The sequence below is a fragment of the Streptomyces sp. NPDC031225 genome (genome assembly GCF_055570355.1).
Map to the genome: position 1 here is coordinate 330,124 of NZ_JBVIHJ010000006.1, position 23,691 is coordinate 353,814.

At 69.3% G+C, this 23,691-nt stretch carries 18 protein-coding genes; 12 read left to right on the plus strand and 6 right to left on the minus strand.

Going from position 1 to position 23,691, the window contains the following annotated elements:
• Window positions 1–364 precede the first annotated feature (364 nt).
• Entirely contained in the window at window positions 365–1,363 is a 999-nt protein-coding gene (locus ACZ48Z_RS13215) for a LacI family DNA-binding transcriptional regulator (RefSeq protein WP_468735920.1), read from the minus strand.
• 487 nt (window positions 1,364–1,850) lie between these two features.
• The gene (locus ACZ48Z_RS13220; protein WP_468735921.1) at window positions 1,851–2,897 is read right to left on the minus strand and encodes a LacI family DNA-binding transcriptional regulator; all 1,047 of its coding nucleotides are present in this window, start codon (window positions 2,895–2,897) and stop codon (window positions 1,851–1,853) included.
• A 97-nt stretch (window positions 2,898–2,994) separates the two neighbouring features.
• Between ACZ48Z_RS13220 and ACZ48Z_RS13225 the strand changes: the two genes are divergently transcribed.
• The 10 genes from ACZ48Z_RS13225 (at window position 2,995) to ACZ48Z_RS13270 (ending at window position 13,592) form a co-directional block, all read left to right on the plus strand.
• Window positions 2,995–4,296 carry an ABC transporter substrate-binding protein gene (locus tag ACZ48Z_RS13225; protein ID WP_468735922.1) on the plus strand — a complete coding sequence of 434 codons (1,302 nt, stop codon included), beginning with the start codon at window positions 2,995–2,997 and terminating at the stop codon, window positions 4,294–4,296.
• Window positions 4,293–5,237, plus strand: coding sequence for a carbohydrate ABC transporter permease (locus ACZ48Z_RS13230; RefSeq protein WP_468735923.1), 945 nt, complete (start codon window positions 4,293–4,295; stop codon window positions 5,235–5,237). The genes ACZ48Z_RS13225 and ACZ48Z_RS13230 overlap by 4 nt, the downstream gene beginning before the upstream one ends.
• A gap of 8 nt (window positions 5,238–5,245) precedes the next feature.
• Window positions 5,246–6,112 (plus strand): carbohydrate ABC transporter permease, encoded by an 867-nt coding sequence (locus ACZ48Z_RS13235; protein WP_468735924.1) that lies wholly within the window; start codon window positions 5,246–5,248, stop codon window positions 6,110–6,112.
• Window positions 6,113–6,129: 17 nt separating this feature from the next.
• Window positions 6,130–7,872 carry a DUF2264 domain-containing protein gene (locus ACZ48Z_RS13240; protein ID WP_468735925.1) on the plus strand — a complete coding sequence of 581 codons (1,743 nt, stop codon included), beginning with the start codon at window positions 6,130–6,132 and terminating at the stop codon, window positions 7,870–7,872.
• Window positions 7,869–10,526 (plus strand): discoidin domain-containing protein, encoded by a 2,658-nt coding sequence (locus ACZ48Z_RS13245; protein ID WP_468735926.1) that lies wholly within the window; start codon window positions 7,869–7,871, stop codon window positions 10,524–10,526. Before ACZ48Z_RS13240 ends, ACZ48Z_RS13245 begins: the two co-directional genes overlap by 4 nt.
• A 122-nt stretch (window positions 10,527–10,648) precedes the next feature.
• Complete coding sequence (locus ACZ48Z_RS13250) at window positions 10,649–11,338, plus strand: polysaccharide lyase family 7 protein (RefSeq protein ID WP_468735927.1); 690 nt, start codon at window positions 10,649–10,651, stop codon at window positions 11,336–11,338.
• Between the two features lie 106 nt (window positions 11,339–11,444).
• Window positions 11,445–11,708, plus strand: a complete 264-nt coding sequence (locus ACZ48Z_RS13255) for a heparin lyase I family protein (protein WP_468735928.1) — start codon at window positions 11,445–11,447, stop codon at window positions 11,706–11,708.
• A gap of 101 nt (window positions 11,709–11,809) precedes the next feature.
• A complete protein-coding gene (locus ACZ48Z_RS13260; RefSeq protein ID WP_468735929.1) occupies window positions 11,810–11,998 on the plus strand; it encodes a hypothetical protein in 189 nt (62 codons plus the stop codon).
• Window positions 11,999–12,252: 254 nt separating this feature from the next.
• Complete coding sequence (locus ACZ48Z_RS13265) at window positions 12,253–12,741, plus strand: GNAT family N-acetyltransferase (RefSeq protein ID WP_468735930.1); 489 nt, start codon at window positions 12,253–12,255, stop codon at window positions 12,739–12,741.
• 323 nt (window positions 12,742–13,064) lie between these two features.
• Window positions 13,065–13,592: a GNAT family N-acetyltransferase gene (locus ACZ48Z_RS13270; RefSeq protein WP_468735931.1), complete on the plus strand. Its 528-nt coding sequence runs from the start codon at window positions 13,065–13,067 to the stop codon at window positions 13,590–13,592.
• An 801-nt stretch (window positions 13,593–14,393) separates the two neighbouring features.
• Here ACZ48Z_RS13270 and ACZ48Z_RS13275 read toward each other — a convergent pair.
• The 3 genes from ACZ48Z_RS13275 to ACZ48Z_RS13285 are packed head-to-tail and all read right to left on the minus strand — an operon-like array spanning window position 14,394 to window position 15,944.
• Window positions 14,394–15,059 (minus strand): dihydrofolate reductase family protein, encoded by a 666-nt coding sequence (locus ACZ48Z_RS13275; RefSeq protein ID WP_468735932.1) that lies wholly within the window; start codon window positions 15,057–15,059, stop codon window positions 14,394–14,396.
• On the minus strand, window positions 15,059–15,598 hold the full coding sequence (locus ACZ48Z_RS13280) for an SRPBCC family protein (protein WP_468735933.1): 540 nt from the start codon (window positions 15,596–15,598) through the stop codon (window positions 15,059–15,061). Before ACZ48Z_RS13280 ends, ACZ48Z_RS13275 begins: the two co-directional genes overlap by 1 nt.
• Window positions 15,582–15,944, minus strand: coding sequence for an ArsR/SmtB family transcription factor (locus tag ACZ48Z_RS13285; RefSeq protein WP_468735934.1), 363 nt, complete (start codon window positions 15,942–15,944; stop codon window positions 15,582–15,584). The genes ACZ48Z_RS13280 and ACZ48Z_RS13285 overlap by 17 nt, the downstream gene beginning before the upstream one ends.
• A gap of 652 nt (window positions 15,945–16,596) precedes the next feature.
• Here ACZ48Z_RS13285 and ACZ48Z_RS13290 point away from each other — a divergent pair.
• Together ACZ48Z_RS13290 and ACZ48Z_RS13295 are read left to right on the plus strand one after the other, a co-directional pair.
• Window positions 16,597–17,040: a DUF485 domain-containing protein gene (locus ACZ48Z_RS13290; protein WP_468735935.1), complete on the plus strand. Its 444-nt coding sequence runs from the start codon at window positions 16,597–16,599 to the stop codon at window positions 17,038–17,040.
• A complete protein-coding gene (locus ACZ48Z_RS13295; RefSeq protein ID WP_468735936.1) occupies window positions 17,037–18,668 on the plus strand; it encodes a sodium/solute symporter in 1,632 nt (543 codons plus the stop codon). Before ACZ48Z_RS13290 ends, ACZ48Z_RS13295 begins: the two co-directional genes overlap by 4 nt.
• Window positions 18,669–18,777: 109 nt before the next feature.
• Here the strand turns inward: ACZ48Z_RS13295 and ACZ48Z_RS13300 are convergent, their stop codons facing one another.
• Window positions 18,778–22,953: a beta-galactosidase gene (locus ACZ48Z_RS13300; protein ID WP_468735937.1), complete on the minus strand. Its 4,176-nt coding sequence runs from the start codon at window positions 22,951–22,953 to the stop codon at window positions 18,778–18,780.
• Between the last annotated feature and the right edge of the window lie 738 nt (window positions 22,954–23,691).

Here is a 23,691-nt window from a genome sequence, read left to right on the forward strand (position 1 = left end):
AAGGTTCGCAGCGGGTCGGCTGGTGCGGGAGGTCTCGGCGACCGGCGGACGCGGAAGGCTGGCGCGGGTCGGCTCGCGCGGGTCCGCTCGCACGGGAGGTCACGGAGGCCGGCCGATCCGGAAGGCTCGCGCGGGTCGGCTGACGCAGGAGGTCACGGCGACCGGCGGACGCGGAAGGCTCGCGCGGGTCGGCTGACGCAGGAGGCCATGGCGACCGGCGGACGCGGAAGGCTCGCGCGGGTCGGCTGACGCAGGAGGTCACGGAGGCCGGCCGATCCGGAGGACTCACAGCGGGTCGCCGGATGCAGAGGGCAACGACGGTCGGCCGACGCGAGTGATCAGTTCGGGCGGCGCACCAAGACCGTCAGAGCGGGGCGCTGGCGCGGACGACCAACTCCGGCTCCAGTACGACGGTGGCATGACGGTGCTGTTTGCCCGCGGACACCTCGTCCATCAGCAGGCGGATCGCCTCCTGGCCCATCGTCCGGCCCGGCATGTCCACCGCGGTCAGCGGCACCGCCGCGGTGCCGGCCCCGCGGTTGTTCTCGCAGCCCACGATCGCGATCTGATCGGGCACACCCACCCCTGCCACGATGTGCAGCTCGTGGATGATGGCGTTGGCCAGGTCATCGGTGACGACGATCAAACCGTCCGGCAGCTCGCCGGGTGCTCGCCGCGCGAGATCCTGCCCGACCCGATGCCCATGCGCAGCGGTCAGGCCGACACTGTCGATCTCCTCCAGGGTGACATCGGGTCCCGCCTCCTCGACCGCGGCGCGCACCCCTCTTCGCCTGTCGCGCACGGGCTGGTAGTCGTCGTGTGCGACCACATAGGCCAGTCGCGTGCGCCCTGTGTCGATGAGGTGGCGGGCCGCCAGATAGCCGACATGCTCGTTGTTGACGAGGACCGAGCAGCATGTGCCCGGTTTCGGCGCGTAGTTGAGAAGCACGACCTGGCGCCCGTGCGAACGGATGCGTGCTATCCCGGCCGAGGAGTCCTCCATGGGAGCCAGTAGCACGCCGGTCACCCGGGACTCGTCGAAGAGATCCAGGTAGTCGTCCTGAAGCGTCATGTCACACGCCGTGTTCGCCAGCAGCAGGTTCTGGCCGATCGCCCGGGCTGCGTCCTGAGCACCGTGCGCCATGTCGATGAAGAGGGAGTTCTCGATGTCGGCGAGAACCATGCCGACGCTGTTGGTCGAGCCCGACACCAACGACCGGGCCGCGTCGTTGCGCACGAAACCCAGTCGGCCGATGGCTTCGCGAACGCGCTGTGCGGTCGCGGGGCTCACCTTCGCCGGATGGTTCAGGACGTTGGAGACGGTGCCGACCGAAACGCCCGCGGCGTCGGCGACGTCCTGCATGCTCGGACCTGCGTGCCCCTGTACTCGCGGACGGGCGGTTGCCACAGCGCTCCTCGACCTCCGGTCTCATCCAGCCCAGGACACAGGGCACTCGCAGTGACCACATTGTCGCGGGCAGCCGCAGAATACATGACCTGTGTTGAAGCGCTACAATCACCGGCCCCCAAAAGCGTCCGGGTCGACAGAGCTGACCACAGATAAGAGCAGGTCACGCAGCACAGCCCCGTCGCATGGCCCGTAGCTCCCGTGCGAAGGCCAGACGATCGGGGCAGCCGGATCTCGTCTGCAAGTGCTCGGACTCCCAAGGTTTGACCTGGGCAGTCACAACGACCGGTCTTGACAGCCGACGCGGAGCGTGCGAACCCATACTGCCCACTCAATTGAAACGCATTAATCGCGTTCAATCGAGTGGCACGGAACCCGGAGGACCCAATGAACCGGTCGGTCAGAGCTGGTGCAGGCATGCGCGAGACCGCGGCCGCCTGCGTCACCGGCTCCGGCGTCCGCTGCTCTCCCTCACCACCAGTTCCGTCGCCACCTCCACCCGCGTCGTCTCCGGCTGCTCCCCGGACAGCAGCCGCAGCACCATCCGGGCCGCGAGGGCGGTCATGTCAGCGAGGGGGGTGCGGATCGTCGTCAGGCGTGGGGTGACCCAGTCCGCGAAGGGCAGGTCGTCGAAGCCGACCACGCTGACGTCGGCCGGAATGCGCAGACCCAGTTCGGCGGCGGCCCGGTAGGTGCCCAGCGCCTGGTGGTCGCTGCCGGCGAAGATCGCCGTGGGGCGGTCGGGCAACGCCAGGAGTTCCAGGGCGTGTTGGTGTGCGAGTCCGTGGGTGAAGTCGCCGTAGCGCACGAGCTCGGGGTCGAAGGGCAGCCCTGCCTCTGCCAGGGCCGAGCGGTAACCGTCGACCCGTGCCCGGGAGGTGAGCCGGCGTTCCGGACCGCTGATGATCGCGATGCGTTCGTGGCCGAGGTCGATGAGGTGCCGGGTCGCCGCCAGTCCGCCGGGCCAGTTGGTGGCGCCCACCCACGGGGTGCCCGGGGCGGGTTCGTCGATCGGCATGACCAGCGCGTAGGGGATGCCGAGCCGGCTCAGTTCCTCGTGCTGCCCGGGGGTCAGTTCGGGCACCACGAGGATCGCCCCGCGGGTGGACCGGGTGGCGAGCGAGTCCAGCCACTGACGGGCGCGCCGGGTCCGGCCGTGGGTGGAGGAGACCACCAAACCCATGCCCGCGTCGTGCAGGACGTCTTCCGCGCCCCGGATCAGTTCGACCGCCCACGGGCTGTCCAGCTCGTTGATGACGAAGTCGATCAGCCCTCCGGGTGGGGCCGCGGTGGCTGCCGGGTGGTGTTTCGCCAAGTAGCCGTGCTGCTCCAGGAGCCGCTGGACCTTGGCCCGCGTCTCCGCCGATACATCGGATCTGTCGTGGAGCACCTTGGAGACCGTGGACACCGATACGCCTGCACGATCGGCGATTTGAGCCAGCGTGCGTCTCCTTCCGTCGCTGGATCCCGTCCGAACCGTTGACGTCATCGGATGAATCTCCTACGTTGCCGGGCGATCGAGTTTTGCGAAAGGTATCGCAATTCTTGTTTCCGGAGGACGGCTCCTCGGCGAATTGGTGGTCTTCATGAAGAGATGGCGTGTGGCACCCCTGGCCGCAGCCGTGGCTCTGGTGCTGTCCGGCTGCGGAGGTACCGGCAGCGGTGGCGGCGCCGATTCGGGCGCCGGGAAGGGCGAGTTACTGGTCTGGGTGGACAACACCCGCATGCCCGCGGCCCAGCAGTACGAGAAGGCCCACCCCGACGTGAAGATGCGCATCGTCACCATCCCGCCCGACGCCGGCTACGTGCCCACCAAGGTCTCGCTCGCCAACCGCACCAAGAGGGGCTGGCCCGACGTCGTCTTCCTGGCCAATCCGGCCGAGGCGGCGACGCTCGCGAGCGAGAAGTTCGGATACGCGGCCCCGCTCGACGGCCTGGTCCCCGAGACCGTCCGCGACGGCTTCGCCCCGGGCTCCCTCGACACCTGCACCTTCGGCGGCAAGACGTACTGCCTGCGCAACGACATCGCCCCCACCGTCCTGTGGTACGACGCGAAACTGATGAAGCGCTACGGCTACCAGCTCCCCAGGACCTGGGCCGAGTACCAGCGGACCGGTCTGAAGGCGGCCGCCGAACATCCCGGCACGATCGTCGGAGCCGTCAACGGCAAGTACGGCGCCGGTATCTACTTCGGCAGCAGCGGCTGCCCCACCCGCGACACCCTCAGCCTGACCGAGGTCCACATCGACCTCGGCCGGCCGGAGTGCACCCGGGTCGCCGAACTGCTCCAGCCGCTCGCCCGCAAGAAGGCCGTCACCACCGTCGTGCCCATCGACCCGGGCTTCGCGAAGTTCGGCAAGGGCGACAAGATCCTGATGCTGCCGGCCCCGGCCTGGTTCGGCGACTTCATGTTCGCGCCCGCGTTCAAGGTGCCGGAGGGCCGGATCGCCGCCGCCCCCATGCCGACCTGGCCCGGCGAGAGCAAGCCGTACGCCGGACAGGTCGGCGGTGGCGCCTTCCTCGTCTCCTCGCACGCCGGCGGCCGTACGAAGCAGGCCGCGGACCTGGTGCGCTGGATGACCACCGACGTGAACCTCCAGGCGAAGCAGCCCACTTACCCCGCCTTCACGGCAGCCGCGCAGAAGTGGGGCGAGGCCAAGTCGAAGGACCCGTACTACGCCTCGGACCCGATGCCCGCCCTCACCGCGGCGGCGAACGCGCTGCGGCCCGGCTTCGGCGCGGTCCGTTTCGAGGCCGACTGGCAGAGCAGCTTCAACGACACGTTCACCAAGGCGGTCGACTCGGGCGGCAACCTCCGTAGTTCGCTTGGCAGTTGGCAGGACAAGCTGGAGGCGGCGGCCAAGACCAGCGGGTACACGCTCGGATGAAGACGCTCACGACATCCCGCCCGCCCGTGCTCAGCACGGCGGCGCCGTTGCCACCCCGTCGCCGACGCCGTCCCGCCCGTACCGCCGCCGTCTGGATCCTCGTCGGCCCCTACACGGTGTTCCTCGTGCTCTTCGGGCTCGCGCCCGCCGGATACGCCCTGTGGACCTCCTTCGTCGACAACGGCTCCTTCTCCGGCGGACGCGACTGGGCGGCCGTCCTCCACGACTACCGGCTCGGCGACGCGACCGCCCATGTGACGACGTATCTGCTGCTGTGGCTGCCGATCCTGCTGCTGACGGTGCTGTCCCTCGCCTTCACCCTGCACGCCCGCCCCGGCCGCACGACGAGCGTGCTCCAGCTCGTCTACTACCTGCCCGGCGCGGTCACGGGCTCGGCCGCGGCACTGCTGTGGCTGTTCATGGTCAGTCCGGACAGCAGCCCGTTCTCCCCGCTGCTCAGGCTGCTGGACATCGAGAGCGCCACGGACGCGCTGTCCGCCGGCAACCTCATCGCCGTCCTCACGGTGATGGGCGTCGCGGTGCACGCGGGCGGCTGGATCGTGGTCCTGTACGGGGCGCTCAACGCCCTCCCGAGGGACGTCCTGGAGGCCGCGCAGGTCGACGGTGCCTCCGCATGGCGGACCATGTGGCACGTCAAGCTGCCGATGGTGCGTACGTACGTCGCCTTCGTGCTGATCTCCAGTTTCGCCTCCGGCAGTCAGGTGTTCGTCGAGCCCACCGTGCTGTCCACCAGCGCCCCCGGCCAGATCAGCCCCACCTGGTCCGTCAACCAGCTCGCCTACGTCTACGCCACCCAGGACGGCGACTTCGGCAAGGCCGCCGCGCTGTCGCTGGCCATGCTGGCCGTCGGAGTGCTGGCCGCGTGGATCGTGATCACCCGTACGCGCATGTACGCCACCCACTCCCCCGATTCCCGGTGAATGAGGCGATGACCGCTCTGTCGCGTGGCGCCCGCGCCCTGTTCCTGCTCGGCGCGGCCGTCTTCTTCGGACTGCCCCTGCTGTGGCTGCTGTTGGCCCCCACCCGTACCGCCGACGACCTGACCACCGGTTCACCCCTCGGCTTCGGTTCGCTGGGCAACGTGGGCGACGCCTGGACGCACCTGACGTCGTACAACGACGGTGAGATCACCCTGTGGATCGGCAACTCGATTGTCTACGCGGCGGCCAGCGTGGCCCTCGCCCTGCTGCTGTGCGTGCCCGCGGGCTACGCGCTCGCCAAACACGACTTCGCCGGCCGCCGGACACTGCTCACCCTGTCGATCGTGACGATGATCCTGCCCCCGGCCGCGCTGGTGCTGCCGCTCTACCTGGAGATGTCCGCGATCAACCTCACCGGCACGGTCTGGTCGGTGATCCTGCCGCTGTCCTTCTACCCCTTCGGCGTCTACCTGGCCTTCCTGCACTTCCAGGCGAACCTGCCCGACAGCCTGCTCGACGCCGGACGCGTCGACGGGGCGAGCGAACTGCGGCTGTTCTGGTCGGTCGCCCTGCCGCTGGCCCGCCCCGCCGTCGCACTGATCGCCTTCTTCGGCTTCGTCCGCTGCTGGACCGACTTCTTCCTGCCCTTCGTGATGCTCTCGGACGACCGCACCTTCACCCTCCAGCTCGGCCTGATGTCCCTGCTGCAGTCCACCGGCGCCGTCAACAACTCCAGCGGTTTCGCCGACTTGGACATCCACCAGCCGGAGGCGGCCCTTGCAGGGCTCGTGGCCTGCGCGCCGCTGCTGATCGGATTCGTCCTCGCCCAGCGCTTCCTGCGCACCGGGCTGCTGGCCGGAGCGGAGAAGGGCTGATGGAAAGGGAAGCTCCGATGGACGACGCGCGTGCCGAACTCGCCCTCGATGTACGGACGTTGGTCGAGCCCCTCGCGTCCCGCTTCAGCGTGGGCCGGGCGCGTGTGCGGCTCGGCGTGAACACCGCGATCCACGACGACACGGCGGCCGAACTGGAGGCGTTCGCCCGGCCCTTGTGGGGGCTCGCGCCCCTCGCGGCAGGCGGACAGGCCGTCCCCCAGGCCGGGTTGTGGGTCGAAGGGCTCACCCACGGCAGCGATCCCGCGCACCCCGAGTACTGGGGCGAGCCGGTCGACCGTGACCAGCGCATCGTCGAGATGGCTGCCATCGGCTTCGCGCTGGCCCTCGCCCCCGAGCAGTGGTGGGATCCGCTGAGCGGCCCCGAACGCGACCGTCTCGCACGCTGGCTTCTCAGTGCGCTGCCGCGGGAGACCTCCGACAACAACTGGCTCTTCTTCCCGGTGCTGGTCGGCCTCGGCCTCGACCGGGTCGGCGTGCCCTATGACCGCTCCCTGATCACCTCTCGCCTCGACCGTCTGGAGACGTTCTGGCTCGGCGACGGCTGGTACGCGGACGGGCCCACCGAACGACGCGACTACTACGTCCCGTGGGCCATGCACTTCTACGGACTGCTCCACGACACGCTCACGGGAGGCGACCGCTTCAAGGAACGGGCGGCCCGGTTCGCCGGCGACTTCCGGCACTGGTTCGCCGACGACGGGGCCGCCGTCCCGTACGGCCGCAGCCTCACCTACCGCTGGGCGCAGGCCGCCTTCTGGGGCGCGCTGCCGTTCGCGGGCGTCGACGTACTGCCGTGGGGCGAGGTCAAGGGGTATCTGCTGCGGCATCTGCGCTGGTGGCAGGGGCGGCCGGTGACCGGGCCCGACAGGCTGCTGTCCATCGGGTACGGCTATCCGCAGCCCGCGCTGTCCGAGCAGTACAACGCACCCGGCTCCCCCTACTGGTCCCTCAAGGCGTACCTGCCGCTCGCACTGCCGGCGCAGCACGCCTTCTGGACCGCGAAGGAAGAACCGGCTCCTGCACTGCCCGCCGTCAGCGCCCAGCCGCACGCCGGGGCGATACTCATGCGCGCGTCCGGCGACGTCACCCTGCTCGCCGGACGCCAGCACCACCCATGGGTGCGCCACGGAGCCGAGAAATACGCCAAGTTCGCCTACTCGACCCGCTTCGGCTTCAGCCTGCCCGGCGGCACCCTCGGCCTCGAACAGGGCGCCCACGACTCCATGCTGGCGCTGAGCGACGACGGCGGGGCGCACTACCGGGTCCGCGAGGAACCGGCCGCGCACTACGTCACCGGCGACACGGTCCTCAGCACCTGGCACCCCTGGCCCGACGTGGAGATCACCACCTGGTTGACAGGCGCCCCGCCCTGGCACACGCGCACGCACCGCATCCGGAGCGCCCGCGCACTGCACACCGCCGAGGGCGGCTTCGCCGTCGACCGGGACGCGGGCACCGACCGTGCGACCGGACCCGCGTACGCGAAGGTGTCGGCCCCCGCGGGACTCACCGCCCTGCGCGATCTCCACGGCAGGCGCGAGGGCGAGGTCATCGACTGCCTGCCCGGTACGAACGTCCTGGCGCGACGCACCGCCCTGCCGGTGCTCGTCGGCCAACTCCCGCCCGGCGAGCACTGGTTGCGATGTGCCGTACTCGGTGCTCCCGGCGGGGACGGAGCCGAGACGGCCTGGCGAGAACCCCCGACCACCGCACATCCGACGACTGGAGACGGGACATGAGACTCAGACACCTGTCCGTACTGGGCGCCGTGACCGCGCTGCTGACCTTTCCGGTCCAGGCGCAGGCGGCACCCGCCGGCCACACGTACCACGTGACCCCCCAGGGCAGCGACCAAGCACACGGCACGCCAGCGAGCCCGCTGCGCACCATCGCCGCCTGCCTCGAACGCGTCCGCCCCGGCGACACCTGCCTGATCCACCACGGCACCTACCGCGAACAGCTCACCCCGCCCTCCGGCACCAATGGCGCGCCCATCACGATCGCCGCCTACGGTGACGGGCCGGTGACCGTCGACGGCACCGAGCGCGTCACCGGCTGGAAGGACGCCGGCGACGGACTGATCGCCGCCGACACCGACCTGCCGCCCGACCCGGACTTCAACGCGGTGTTCCTGGACAACAACCGTGCGGCGGAAGGCCGTTGGCCCAACTCCGGCGCCGATCCGCTGAACGCCACCTGGGCCGAGGCCGACACCACCTCCACCGACCAGCACATCGACGACAGCGACCTGCCCGACGCGGACTGGACAGGTGCGACGGTGCATCTGTGGGCGGGCTCCAATCCGTGGGCCCAGCAGACCGGCAAGGTCACAGCGACCACGCCCAGCGCGCTGGACTTCAAGGGCGGCAACTACCGCTGCCCTCCCCTGTGCATGGGCAACCAGACCTACCGCAACTACTACCTCGTCGGTTCGAAGGCCGCCCTCGACCAGCCCGGCGAGTGGTACTACGACAAGGCCGCGCACCGGCTGTACATGGTCCCCCCGAAGGGCGGCATCGCCGGACACACGGTGACGGCCAAGCACCGGTTGTGGGGCGTCGACCTCAGCGGCAGCTCGTACGTCACCGTGCGGGGCCTGGACCTGTGGGGAACCACCCTGCGAACGGGCAAGTCCAGTACGGGAGTTGTGGTCGACAGACTTCACGCCACGTACATCTCCGAGTTCTCCACGCTGCCCATGCCACCGGACAGCGATCTCGCGGTCGAGCCGTTCGAGGGCAACATCGTCGCCTCCCGCATCCTCGACTCGGGCATGCAGATCCTCGGCACCGGCAACACCCTCAAGAACAGCGAGATCGAGCAGTCGGCCGGTGACGGCGTCCTGGTCCGCGGCACCGGCAACACCATCACCGGCAACTACATCCACGACGTCGGCTGGATGGGCAGCTACACCCCCGGCATCGAGATCAACGGCAACGGCCACACCGTCACCCACAACACGGTCCGGCGCACCGGGCGGGCGGCCATCGACACGGCCTGGCAGCTCAACGGCACCGAGTTCCATGACAACCGCATCGCCTACAACGACATCTCCGAGGCGATGCGCACCTCACGCGACGGCTCCCCCTTCTACGTCTGCTGCAGCCTCAACGGCTCCGGCACCTCCATCGACCACAACACCGCCCACGACGCCGACGGCCAGAACGGCTACTACGTCGACAACTACTCGGGCCACTTCCGCCTGCACCACAACGTCGCCTGGAACACCGGCAGTCGGGGCGTCTACTTCAACGGCCACACCGGCCCCAGCATCGCCAACGAGGACCACAACTCCAGCTACGGCGTGGGCATCAACGTCGCCTCCACCGCTCTCGGCGGCGCCACCGACGCGTCCGGCTCCTACTTCAGCAACATCATCGGACCCAAGCCGGTCATCGCGACGCAGACCGGCAACCCGCTGCCGGTCGTCCGCTCCAACCTCATCAGCGCAACGCCCGGCTACACCGACGCCGTCAACGGTGAGCTGTGGCTCACCCCGGGTTCGCCCGCCATCGACGCGGGCGAAGCGGTCGACGGCATCACCACCGACGTCCTCGGCGCGGCTCCCGACCAGGGGGCGTACGAGTACGGCGCACCCCTCTGGTCGACGGGCTGCAGTCTGCCCGGCTGCCGGCAGCGGGTACGGCACGGCGGATGGACCGCCACCGCGAGTGACGGCACCAACGCCTCCGCCACCGTCGACGGCGACATCAACACCCGCTGGACGGGCAGCGCCCCGCAGTCGGCCGGCCAGTCGCTGACCGTGGACCTCGGCGAGAGCAAGACCTTCGCCCGGCTCACCCTCGACGCGGGCCGCGACACCAGCGGCCAGCCGTATGCCTTCGCGCTCTCAGTCAGCCGTGACGGCACGCACTGGGGCGAACCGCTCGCCCAGGTCCACGGCCGCTCCTTCACCCAGGATGCGGCCCTCCCCCGCCAGACGACCGCCCGCTACCTGCGCATCACGCTCACCGCGAGCGGGTCCGCCCCCTGGGTCGTCAACGACATCCGGCTGTACGGCGCCGGGCCCGACGCCGCCTCGACACTCCAGGCGGAGCAGGCCACGGAGGTTCGCGGAACGGAGCGCGGCACCGCAGCGATCTCCCTCGGAGCCGGTGACCGGTTGGGGTTCCGCACGACGAACGTCGCCGGCGAACACCTCACCGTGCGCGTCGCCCCGGCCTGCGAGCGCGGCTGCTCCCTTCAGCTGCGCCTGGACAGGCCGGACGGTCGGGTGGTCGCCGAGGTACCCGTGAACGGCACCGGCATCTGGCAGGAACGGTCCGTGGCCCTCAAGCAGCCGCTCACCGGATCACACGATCTCTATGTCGTGGCGAAAGGCAACGGCCGCGTGGCCGACCTGGACTGGCTGACCATCAGATCCGCGCGGTGATGAACGTAGCGGCGTCGTCCGCGACCCCGCCGTTCCCGCCCGCGCTTCCCTGACGCCTGACGTCGGCCTGCCGGCGATGGCCGATGCGGTCGACCTCCACTCCCCACCGGAAAGGATCCACGATGAACAGGAGAACACTCATACGGGCCGGGGCCGGCCTGCTGGCCGGCGGTGCCGCGCTCACCCTGCCACCGGCCACGCCCGCGGGAGCGACGCCGGCTGCGACGGCCGCGGATCCGACCGACGGCTGGACGCAGACCTCGTTCACGTACAGCTGGCAAAAGCCCTGGAACCTCGACCTCGGCGAACGGCACAGCTACAGCGGCGGCGTCCACCGCATGTGGGTGTACGCCGACGACGAGCCGTTCCAGGAGGGCAGTTCCACCGACCCACGCACCGAGATGCGCTGGAATGTCGACTACACCACGGGCCACCGCATGTGGGACGCCGACGTCTACCTCCCCTCCGGCACCGACGGCGCCTCCTTCGTCCAGATCCTGCGCGGAGTCCACCCCTCGGGCACCCCCGCCACCGACATCATGCTCAACGTCTACGACACGGGCGGTGGCACCGTGCGGCGCTACGACGGCACGGTGCTCAAGACGAGCGCGTACGACAAGTGGTTCAACGTGAAGATCGCCCACCAGGCGACCAGCGGGACCGGGACCGTCAAGGTGTACTTCGACAACGCCCTCGTCCTGACGGTCGACGACCGGGGCCCCGCCACCCGCTACTTCAAGAACGGCGTGTACGACCACGGTTCCGGCCGCGCGGAGGCGCGCTTCCGCAACATCCGCTACTGGACGAGGTGACGGGGCCGTGCACAGACGACGGGCTCTCACCGTGCTCGGCGGCACCGCCCTGGCCGGCACGGTCGGCGCGACCGGTACCGCGGGGCGCGCATAGGCCGCGGACGAGGTGTACTTCCAGAACCGTGGCAGCGTCGAGGCCTGGGACCACGCCTACACGCAGAAGGACGGCGTGATGGCGACCGTCGACTCCCCGGTGTACAAGGGCGCCCACTCGCCGGCGGCCACTCAGACGTACATCGGCGAGACCGGCGGCTACCACTCGGAGGTCATCAAGCGCGGCGCGCAGAGCGTCGGCGAGGACAGGTACTACGGCCAGGCGGTCCGCCTCGCCCCGGACTGGAGTCCTACTCCGCCCATCGCCGTTCAGTGACTCTGTCCGTCCCGTCATGCGAGGTAAGCGCCAGGACGCACACGTCACATCGGCCAGTGGCTGGAGACCGGCCCCTCCCGCGCCCAGGACACTCGGCGACCTTGATTCTCAGACGGACGGTCGCGAGCGTCGACTCGATGGGACTCGTGGTCTCTTCGACGCGCTCGTCGTTGATCCGCGTGGCCTCCGCCTCCCCGCCCATGGCCGCGACGATCCATGGCCGACGGTATCCGTTGCGGACCACCAAGCGCGTCGCGCTGGTCCGCCGACTGGCTTCCGCCCTTGCGTAGCCGTGAGCGGCGACGGCGTTCGGCGGGGCGGGGCTTGCGGTGCGTGAGCCGCCGGGCCATTGGGGTGTTGGCAGCCCCTGTGTTCGGCAATTCGCTTATCTCAGGCAGGCGTTCATGGCCGCGGCCGAGTCGTCGGGTAACCATGCTCCACTACCGGTGAGCCTATTCACGTTCGCCTCCCCGCAAGCGGGGACACCGCGACCAGGCTCTGCATACGTGCGCTTCCCGCCCACGCAACTGCCAGGATGCATCGCATGAATCTCGAGAACCTCGGCGGACTGATGGTGCGCCGCGCGGATGTCTCGGACTGGACCGGACTGGCGGAGATCGATCCCATTTCGGCAGCAGACGGCCACGCGCGACGCGGGAGCATCCGGCGCTGGTGCGAGCACGCACTGGTACTCCTGGCCGAGGACGCATCCGGTCCTTTGGGCTACTGCGTGCTGGAATACACCTTCTTCGAGCATGGCTTCCTCACGATGCTGATGGTCGCGCCGGACGCCCGCCGCCAAAGCGTGGGCGCACGTCTCCTCACGGCCACCGAAGCCGCGTGCACCACAACGAAGCTGTTCACCTCGACCAACGTCTCCAACCACCCCATGCAACGCCTGCTCCAGCGCGCCGGCTGGAGCCCGGTCGGCCTGCTCCACGGCTTGGACGAAGGCGATCCCGAACTGTTCTACCTCTGCCCACGTGCCCAACTGGGCGGCCTGGCCTGGGTCGAAGGCGAGTCGGCAAGCTGACGCCGGGCGATGCCCCGGGCCGTGCCGCGCCAAGACCTGCCGCGAGGCATCGACGTCGCCCAGGTTGCCTCCCGGATCCCCTCCGCCCCGGCCGCTGAGGGACGCCTACGCCACCGACCTCGTCGTCAGCGAAAAGGTCACCGACGCCCTCCGCTGCTGCAGCTGAGCCGGGACCGCGTGCTGATCTGAGAGGTCTCCGGCGCGAGCAGTACCGCTTCCGTACCTGCGCCTGTCTGTCGGTCCGAGCGCTGGGGGGGCGGTGGCGCGAGCGCCCTTGCATAGGTTGGCCGTTCCATCCGACACACCGCGACAAGGATCAGCTCATGAGCAGCAGCACCAGGATCCGTCTGATCGAGCCCATCGACGCGGACCCGATCGCCGCGCATCGAGTACGGGACTTCGAGGCTTTCCGGCCGTGGGAACCGGCCCAACCGGCCGACTTCTTCACGCCGGAGGGCCAAGCGGAGCGGATTGCCAGACTGTTGGCCGGATACCGGACCGGTGCGATCTGGCCGGGCGTGGTGCTCGCCGACGACCAGGTGATCGGGCAGATCACTATCGGGGGCATCCTTCCGCAGCCGCACCTGCGTCGCTGCTCGGTTGGCTACTGGATCGCCAGTGTCGCCCAGAATCAAGGGCATGCAGGACGCGCTGTCGGGCTTGCACTCGGGGTGATGACGGATGAACTCGGGTTGCACCGCGCCGAGGCGTCCACCAATCTGGAGAACCTGCCGTCGCAAAGGGTGCTGCGACGTAACGGGTTCAGCCCTTACGGTGTCGCGCACTCCTCGATCTTTCTCGACGGGGGCTGGCGGGACGCGCTGTTGTGGGAGCGGATCCTCAGCGACTGACCTGGCTGTTGCGGTTGAGACGAGGCCTGGAGCAGGGAGGGAAGCCGAACGTTCTTACTGAGATGGGACGTTGATGCCCGGCGCGGGGTTCTGTCGCACAGATATCAAGTCTGGCCGGAGCGTATCCGGTTGACATTCGATCTGCCGGCTTGGATGTTCACGCTCCAGAGTTCGTTGCATGATCGGGGTTCGTCCGGATCGTCGGGCTGGGTCGGAGTCGCGTCGGACGTCCTGGTTCGGGCAGAGGGGGACGCAGTACAGCCATGGCCCCGGTGATCATGTGAGTGTCGAAGTCCCATGAACACTTGGTGAGTCCGTGCCTGCTCCTGCATCTTCCACCGTGCCTGACGTGCTGGACCAGCTGCCCCAGGCTTCCGCGCCGGTCCCGCTGACGGACGCGGTTACTCTGTCCGGCTTCCTGGGCCTGGTGCCCGATCCGAGAGGTGTTCGCGGGCGCCATTACCAGCTGTCCGCCCTGGTCACCGCAGCCGCGGCGAGTGTGCTGGCCGGTGCCCGGCCGCTCACCGCGATCACCGAGTGGCCGTGGACTGCAATTCCCAGTGCGCGGGAACCGGAAGCTGCAGCTCGGTGTGCTATGCCTCGTGCAACTGGTCGGACTACGGCTGCGGTCCGCTGTGGCTCGGACCGTGCAGCGGGTTCTGCTCCTGAAGCCACTCCCGCGTGAAGCTCGCGCCTTCTCCCGCCCGACCCCGCGCGGCCGGCCCCGGCTGCGGTGCAACCAGGCCGACTACGCCTCGGCCCGTGGGGACACACGGGCGCCGCACGCTGCGGAATCGCGGGCTAGCGTTTGCCGGGGGTGTAGGTCAGATGGGTCACCCGGGACGAGGCGTGGGTCCGGGTCTGGTCGAGGGTGAGGCGGTCGGGGTCCACGCGGTCGAACAGGCGGATGCCGGTGCCGAACAGGACGGGCGCGAGCGTGATCGAGAACTCGTCGACCAGGCCGGCGTCCAGGTACTCCTGGATCGTCTCGGCGCCGCCGGCGATGCGGACGTCACGGTCGCCGGCGGCCCGGCGGGCCCGGTCGAGGGCGCTCTCGATGCCGTCGTTGACGAAGTGGAAGGAGGTGCCGCCCCGGCGCTCCCACGGGTCACGCTCGGTGTGGGTGAGGACGAAGACCGGGGTGTGGAACGGCGCCTCCTCCGGCCATGCGTGCTCGCCGAGGTCGAACATGCGCTTGCCCATGATGCTTGCGCCGGTGCGCTCGGACGTCGCCCGAGCGACGTCGTTGTCGATGCCTTCCTCACCGCCCTCGCCGAGCTTGAGGTTCTCCCGGAACCAGCGCAACGGGAACGCCCACGCCTGCAGTTCCGACCACTTCGTCACCCAGCGCCTGACGCGAGGGTCGTCCTGCTTCTCGGGCGAGAAGGCGTCCTCGGCCGGCACTGCCTCGGGTGCCATGAACCCGTCGAGCGACATCGTCACGCTGAAGAAGACCTTCCCGGCCATCAGTCCTCCGCTCCCTTCGGCGCGGTCTCGTTCTGGCCGGAGTCGTTCCGGGTGAGTTCGGCGACGTAGGCCGCCAGGTTGCCCAGGGTCTGTTCGCCGCCCTCGATCGCGTGGTACTTCTCCACCGCCTCATCGCGGAGTTCCTTGGTGGGGAACACCGTGCGCATCACGATGCGGGTCTCCTCGCCGGCCGGCTCGAAGGCCAGGACCGACTCGAAGGCGTTGGGGTCGTCGCGGGACTCGCCATGCAGCAGCGCGATCCGCTCCGACGGGACGATCTCCCGCCAGGTGATCCACTCCTGGTAGTCGGTCCCGTCCGGCCCGTGCATCACGAAGTCCCAGGCGCCGCCGACGCGGAACTCGAAGGGCCGCGTGGTGGTGGAGAACCCCTCCGGTCCCCACCACCGTGACAGGTGTCGCACCTGCGTGAACGCTTCGAACACCAGCTCCCGTGGTGCGCTGATGAGTCGGGACATCACGATCTCTCGGTCCGCGGTCCCGTGGGCGGGCTCGCTGCCGCCGTCACTGATCGTCGCCATCAGGTTGTTCCTCCCGCCTTGTCTGTTTCAGGTCCTGCACGTACTCGTCCAGCCGGTCGAAGCTCCCGCTCCAGAACCGCTCGAAACCGCCGAGCCACTCGTGCATCGGTCGCAGCCCGCGGGCGTCCAGGCCGTACAGCCGCTGCCTGCCTGCTCCGCGGACCCGGACCAGTCCGACCTCCCGGAGCACTTTCAGGTGCTTGGACGCCTGAGGCTGGCTCATTCCCAGATCGCGCGCCAGCTCGGTCACCGGCCGTTCGCCGCCCTGCAGTAGGACGAGGATGTCCCGCCGCTGCGGTTCGGCGATCGCGTTGAACGTGTCCGAGGTCGTCGCCGCTCGTGCCATGACGTCATCGTATGCCCATATCGGAATGTGTCAATGCGCCATCGTCCGGCCGCATCACATGGGGGTGTGGGCAGAGGGCGGGCCGGGACGGGCAGGCGGGTGGAAGGCCGCCGACTCAGGGCGGCGTGGCCGAGGCGCCGTCGGGGCTGATGGGCTTCTCGCTCCAGTGCGGGAAGCACCCATCGAGCGCGTCGGTTCAGTGCGTCTTCGGCGTCCTGACACTTGACGTCGTGACCGTGAGCGATCGCCACCGGGGCGCGTTCAGTCGACGCGATACTCGGCAGGCATATGCCAGCAGTACCACCGCCTTGATGCACGGCACATCACTGCGACATTCGGCGTACCTCCTATCGCGTCGTCGGCCGGTCACCCTCCACCGGAACAGCCAACACAGACGGGGACTGATGTACGACGTACGGATGACCGAATCCGAACGGGAGGGAACTCAGGAGGCGTCTGTGGCACTCCCGCCACACCCTCACCTCGGGCACCGAGCGACGTCGGCTCCCGCTCCGAGCTCCGGCCAGAAAGTTCAACGGAACACACATCCACTGCCCTGGCACCCGCATAACGTGCGGTAACCCGAACCGCCCCGCCCCCACCTTCCTGCGGTCCGTGACTTCCGGGCCCCCACCCCGCTAGGAGTCCTGGGATGTCCTACGACCGCTCGGAGTTATCCCTGCCGCACCGGAACAACGGACGGGTCCCCTCCCCCACCGCCCACCGCCTGCCGTCCCTCGCGCCGGCCGCAGTGCGCCCGGGCAGCGGGGCCCGTCAGCGCTCGTGGTCCGGTTATCACCGCGCTCTGCGCATCCTGCGCCGCGCCTGCCGGTGGCAGCGGCGCGTGGCCACCCTCGTCGCCCTCGGCTATTTCGCCGCCTTCCTCGCCCTCACCGTCGAGGCCCCCGCCTTCATGGCCCGCCCGGCCCTCGGCGGGCTCCCCACCGGCCTGCTGCTCGCCGTCGTACAGATCCCCGTCACATGGCTGGCCGTGCTGCTGTTCGAGTACACGGCACGGCGGTACGTCGATCCCCTGGCCCGCAGGGTCAGCCGGTACGCACACCCGGCCGACGGCGAGGGGCGGGCACGGACATGACCGGTCTCGGCGGCTCCGCGCAGTCCTGGTCCCTCGTCGCCTTCTGCAGTGTCGTCACCCTCACGCTGCTGCTGTGCGTGCTGACCGGCCCGGACCGTGACGACCTGGAGGAGTTCTACACCGGCTATCGATCGCTGTCCCCACTGCGCAACGGCCTCGCGGTCGCGGGCGACTACATCTCCGCCGCGACCGTGCTCACCATCGGCGGGGTCATCGCCCTCTGCGGGTACGACGGCGTCGTCCTGGCCCTGAGCACGCTGCTGTCCCTGCTCCTGCTGATGTTCCTGCTCGCCGAACCCCTGCACAACACCGGCCGGTTCACCATGGGTGACGCCCTGAGCCGACGCATGCCCGGGCGGGCGGTGCGCATCACCGCCTGTGCGGTGACCCTGCTGTCGCTGATTCCGATGATGATCGTGCAACTGGCGGCCGTGGGACAGCTGTTGGCATTCACCCTGGGCTTCTCCGACCATGTCATGCAGACCAGCTGCATCGTCGGCGCCGGCATTCTGATGATCAGTTACGCCGCCCTGGGCGGGATGAAGGGCACCGCGCTGATCCAGATCATCAAGACGGTGATGCTCCTCGGGTCCGGCCTCGTGGTCGCCGTACTCGTCCTCGCCACCTTCGGCTGGCACCCGGGGACGATGGTCGACACCGCCGCCCGGCGCAGCGGGGCAGGCCGGGCGTTCCTTCAGTACGGCCTGCAGTTCGCGGACGGACCGCACCCCGGACTGGACATGATCAGTACCCAGGTCGCCATCGTGCTGGGCGGCGCGTGCCTGCCGCACGTCACCATGCGGATGTACACCGCGGGCAACGCCCGCCAGGTTCGGCGCACGATGTCCTGGGCCGTGTCCTCGGTCGCCCTGTTCATGCTGCTGATCACCGTCATCGGCCTCGGTGCCACGGCACTGGTGGGCCGCGAGCGGATCAGCGCCGCCGACCCGCACGGCAGCACCGCCTACCTGCTGGGTGCGCGCGCCGTGTTCGGCTCCGATGTCTCCCGCGCCGAGGGCCTGGTGTTCAGCACCGTCACGACGGCGATCTTCCTGACCCTGCTGGCGTCCGTCGCCGGGATGACGCTCGCCTGCGCCAACTCCCTGGCCCACGACGTCGCCGCCTCCCGGCGCAGCGGCATGCCGGCCCTGCGGGAGATGACGCTGGCGCGGGCCGGCGCGCTGATCGTCGGTGTACCGGTGGTGCTGCTGGCAACCCTGGCACAGCACCGAAGTCTCCAGTCGCTGGCCACACTGTCGTTCTGCATGGGCGCCTCCGCGATCGCGCCCGCGCTGGTCTACTCGCTGTTCTGGCGGCGCTTCAGCAAGGCCGGGCTGCTCGCCACCCTGATCGGCGGCTCTGTCGCCGTCCTGGTCCTGATGTCCGGCACCCGGCTCGTCTCCGGGTCACCGGGATCGGCCTTCCCGGAGGCCGACCTGAACTGGTTCCCCTTCACCACGACCGCTCTGGTCTCCGTACCGGTGGGCTTCGCCTGCGGCTGGCTGGGCACCGTGCTGAGCGGACGCCGCAGCGCTCGGCGAGCCCGCGAACGGTACGCCTGCATCGAGCAGTTGATCCTCGCCGGACCTCCGCGGCGCCGCCCGAGCTGGAGCCCGGACGGGCCATGACGGCGGGCCCGGACTTCGGCCCTCGAAGGGCTACGGTCCCCCAAGGGCTCCGGCGTCTGCCCTCCATGCCCCGCCGGGCGCGGAGACCAGACGCCGGGTGACTCGGCTGTCAGCCACACGTCAGTGTCGGTGTCCCCCAGTCTCCGTGGTCGTTGCCGTTTCCGTCTCCGGCGTCACCGACCTTGAGGTCGACCACCTGGGCGCCGCTGACGTCGACGTCGATGGGCACCGCGGCCTGGCGGCCGCTGAGCTCCGCCGTGGTCACCAGGGTCCTGCCGTCGGCGATCACGGAGAACGTCACCGTTCCCGCCCCCTTCGTCTCGTCGTCGACGCCGACCTGGGCCGTCAACCGCGAACAGTTTCCGCCCAGGTAGAGCTGGACGTCGCTGAGCGCGTTGGTGCCGAGACCCTTGGCGTATCCCACGCCGGCGATGCTGAGCGCACGGCCGTCCCCGGCCGCCTGCTCACCGACGCTGGTGTCCCGCTCCACCGGACCCCACCCGTTGGTGGAGGAGAGGAACGGCAGATCGCTCACTGCGCTCTTCCCCGCCGGAGGAGCCGGGGGGATCCCTCCGATGATGCGCTCGTCGGCGCCGTCGGTCTGTCGTCCGCGCTGTACGTAGCGCACTGTGGTGGTGAGTGCCGAGGCGGAGGGCAGTTCCCCGGCCGGTGGCTGGACTTTCCAGGTGAAGGCCGCCGATCCGCCCGGCTGCAGGCGCTTGAGCGACTGAGGGCTCGTGGCGCTCACGGTCCAGCCGTCCGGTGCGGACCGCGAGGCCGTCAGCCGGGACGCGGTCGGCGCGTCCTTCGGTACCCGCACCGTCGTCCGGGCGGTGAAGGCCTCTCCCGGCTGAGCGGTGTCGGGCACGTCCAGGGCGACTTCCGCTCCCGGGCGCTTGGGCATCGCGTACTTCCGGGCGTCGTAGCGCGGGCTGTCGTTCTGGGCGACGCGCAGGGACGAGGCGTAGCTGCCGTAGTCGGTCAGCGAGACCTTTCCGAGGCCGCCTGTGCTGCCGTCCAGGTTCCAGACGGCGATGGCGATGCTGTTGCGGCCGTTCGGGTTCAGGATTCCGTTGGGGACGGGGAACGTGTGCTGCGGACCGAGGTAGTTGACGTAGTTGCCGACCTGCCAGCCGTTCACGAAGACCGTGGCACGGTACTTGCGGGACGGGTCGTCGGTGAACGTCAGGCCGAGTGAGGTGTCCTGGCCGCGCGGCAGGTCCAGAGTGGCATCGGTGCGGTACCAGGAGACCCCGGGGCGGGTGTCGGTCGTCGGCAGGGACACCCGCTTCCACTTGGCGTCCGGGTAGCCCGGCAGGGACCAGCCCGCCCGCTCGCCGTACAGGCCGCCCGTCGAGAGCGGGCCGCGCACGGTGTCCTGAAGGTCCTCGCCCCCGCGTACGCCCTGGAGGCGCCAGGTGACGGAGGTCAGCGGGGCTCCCACGAGGGAGGCGCTGGTCAGGCCGCGCGCGGTCTTGTTGCCGTTGGTCGAGTTGTAGTCCTCCTCGTGCCCCATGTTCACGGTGAGCACGGAGAGGACGTTGTCGCCCTTGGACTTGACCGCTCCGGCCGGGAAGGTGAAGTCGGCGCTGCCCGTGGTGGAGCTGCCCAGGAAGGTGCCGTTGAGCCAGGCGGAGAACGCCTGTGCACCGCCGCCGGAGTCCGAGACCAGGTGGATGCCGGTTTCCTTGCCGGTGGCGTGGAAGCGGCCCCGGTACCAGGTGTTGCCGGTGTGGAAGCCGTAGTCGTCGGCGTAGAGCACCGGTAGCGCGTTGATGCCGGAGACGCTGTTGGTGGTCGCCTTGTCGGCCACCTGCCAGCCGGTGTCGTCGAAGCCGGGCGCCGCCTCGGGGGACTCCTCGGCCTGCTTCCAGTTGGTCAGGGCCGGCAGGTGGATCGCGGCGGCCGTCGTGATCTTCCCGGTGAGGCTTCGGGTGTCGGTGGCCCGGGTGTCCACCTTCTGGCCGTTCCAGGTGACGCGGGCCGCGGAGGTGAACACCTCGATGTTCTTGTCGTCGGCGTTGTCACCGGTGAGCGCCACGGTACGGCCGCCGTTCAGGCTGGTCGCCGTACGCAGCAGGTGCGTGCCGCGCACCAGGACCGGGCCCGTCGCGGTGTCCTGGCGCCAGAAGGTCTTCGCCGTGGCCTTGTCGCCCACGAGCAGCAACAGCGGACGCTGTCCGCCGCCGCTGACGTTGATCCGGATCAGACCCTTGTGGGTGTAGTTGAGCCGCAGGTCGCCGGTGGCCGGGTCCCAATTGGTCGTGACGGTACCGCCGGTGGCGGTCACGGTGGGCTTGGAGGCGTACCGCAGGACGGTTTCGCCGTCGCTGTCCGCGTCGCCGTAGAGCACGGAGACGTCCCGGTCGCCGATGGTGGCGTCGGTCATGATCTCCGAGGTCGAGTACTGCAACTGCGCGTCCCCGAGCCGGTAGTTCGCCACGATCACGTGGGAGTCGCGTCCGTCGAGGGTGATCGCGGTGCCGGGCTGCTGGGGTACGACCGGGTAGGTCGGCTCGTCGGCGGCGGTACCGGTCGGCACGTCGATGGCGTCGATGGCCACGTAGTTGTCGGTCGATCCCGAGCTGTGGCTCCCGGTGACGACGATCTTCAGCGTGTGCGCCCCGGCAGGCAGGCCGGTCTTCTGGAAGACGACGGCCTGGTTCTCGGCGCCGGAGTCTTCGACCGTCGCCACCTTGGTGCCGTCGAGGTAGACGTCGGCGTTGCCGTGGTTGTTCGTCTTCGAGCCGATCCAGCGGATCGCGGTGCCGTCGAAGGGGACGGTGACCGAGTCGCCGGCCTTGTTGGAGAACGACTCGGTGTGCTTGTAGTCGCCGCCGGTGTAGCTCTGGTCGGCCACGTGCGACCACGAACCCGTGTACTGCAGCGTGGAGTCGGGGTCGTCCCATGTGTAGCTGGTGTCCCCGGCCGGCTGGGCGTTGAAGTCCAGCGAGATGTGCGTCCTGTCGACCGCCGTGGACGTGGAGTTCCCGTGCCGCAGCACGTGGAACTGCGTCTTGGTGTCCGGGTTCATCCGGGCGGTGTCGACGACCGCGGAGTCGTCGGGTGGCGTGGACCTGATCGCGTCGGTCTTGGTCAGCGGGGCCACCGACTGGGTGAAGTACCCGATCAGCTTGTCCTCGTCGTACTTCGGATCGAGCTGCCGGGTCTCACGGATCGCGGCTCCGTAGTCGTACGACGTGTAGTTCTGGGGCATGCTGAGCCAGCCCCAGTTGGTGCCGCCGTAGGTCATGTAGAAGCTCTGCGCCGTCGCGCCGACCGCGATGTTCTGCTTGTAGAACACGTTGGCGAACTGGTCGTTGATCAGCTCGGCGCACTTGTCGTAGCCGGGACCGCCCCACGGGTCGAAGGCGCCGCCCTGGAACTCCGGGGAGTACAGCGGCTTGCCTGCCGGGTGGTCGTAGCTGATGTCGGGGACACCGTTCCACTTCGAGGGGTTCGAGCAGTCGAAGCCCTGCGGGTAGGAGTCCGGGCCGTCCACATCCAGGGCGCCGGCACCGGAGTTGAAGGTGCCGTTGTTGTTGCCGGTCAGCGGCACGGTGATGCCGTCGGCGCGGGCCTTGTCCTCCAGGTGCTGCATGTAGGAGCGGGCGGCCGCGGAGCCGTTGTAGTACTCGTTCTCGACCTGGTAGGCGATGACCGACCCGGTGCCGTTGGTGAGTTGATGCCGGGCGATGATCCGGTCGATCTGCGTCAGCCACTCGTCGGCGTACTTGAGGAATCGCGGGTCGTCGCTGCGGTTGTTCTCCGCCTTGGTGGTCAGCCAGCCGGGCAGGCCGCCGCTGTCGACCTCCGCGTTGATGTACGGCGCCGGGCGCGCGATGACGTAGAGCCCGGCTTCCTCGGCCATGTCGAGGAGTTTGTCGACGTCGCGGACCCCGCTGAAGTCGTACACACCCGGCTTCGGCGAGTGGTATCCCCAGTCGAAGTACAACGAGGTGGAGTTGAAGCCGGCAGCCTTCATCTTCTGGAAGATGTCCCGCCACAGGTCCGGGCTCGGCAGCCGGAAGGAGTGGAACTCGCCGGACCACAGGTAGGTCCGCTTGCCGTCGACGAGGAACGAGTAGCCGTCGAGAGTCACCGTGTGTGCCTGCGCGGCAGCGGCAGGCGCGGCGCCCGGTGCCGGCCCTTGCGCCTCCCCCGCTGCGGCGGGCGCGATCATGCCCGTGGCGAGGGCGATGGTCGCGGCCGTCGCGAGAACGGCCCTCCACCACCCACGGCGACCGGGTCTCGCAGTCTCCGAATCGATCTGATTACCCCGCACAGCGGCCTCCCTACGGCCTGAGCAATCAGCATCAAACAGACTCAGGCAAAGTCGAACAGTAGGGGCGCACCTGGCTCAACACAATGGGGCGGAAGCACACGATCGAGGCGGCAGTGGCGGCTGAGGCCCCGGCGGGTGTCAACGCGGGCCGCCACGAAGGGATTTGGGCGGCCAGGACGAGGCTGCGGGACTCCGTCGCCCCCTCGACCGGAACGGCCGATGCCGAGGAAGTGGCCGCCACTGTAAGGGCGTTGATGAGCACCAGCGCCGAACTCACCTGCGCCTGGCCGCTATCCGACGGTGCGGGAGGCGGCCCTGTTCACCCAGCCGGGCTGCACACCCCTTGGGCAGGCCCGCCCGTACGGTCCAGGGACTCGCTCCTTTCCGCAAGGGTGCCGTGGACAGGTGCACAAGACATGGGATGTCAACGGATGCCAGGGCGCCCGACAAACGCGTCTCCGAAGCTCGAAATTTCGGGCGCCATTCGGAAACTGAGGGCCCTACGGATACTAGGGAAGCGCCAGGGCCTGTCAACACCCCCACCTCCCGAGCCGCTTCCCGTATCCCGGACGACGGGAAATCTCTCTCCACCTCGGCCACTCAAGTAGTCGGCCAGCGGCGATCCACCGCCCGTCGTCCGAATGTTTCGAAGTGTCAGGCGAATCATGCGAGAGGGGTTGACGACGCCAACCAGCCTCCTATCATCCAGAAGGCCCGACCTGTCAATCTCTGTTCGAG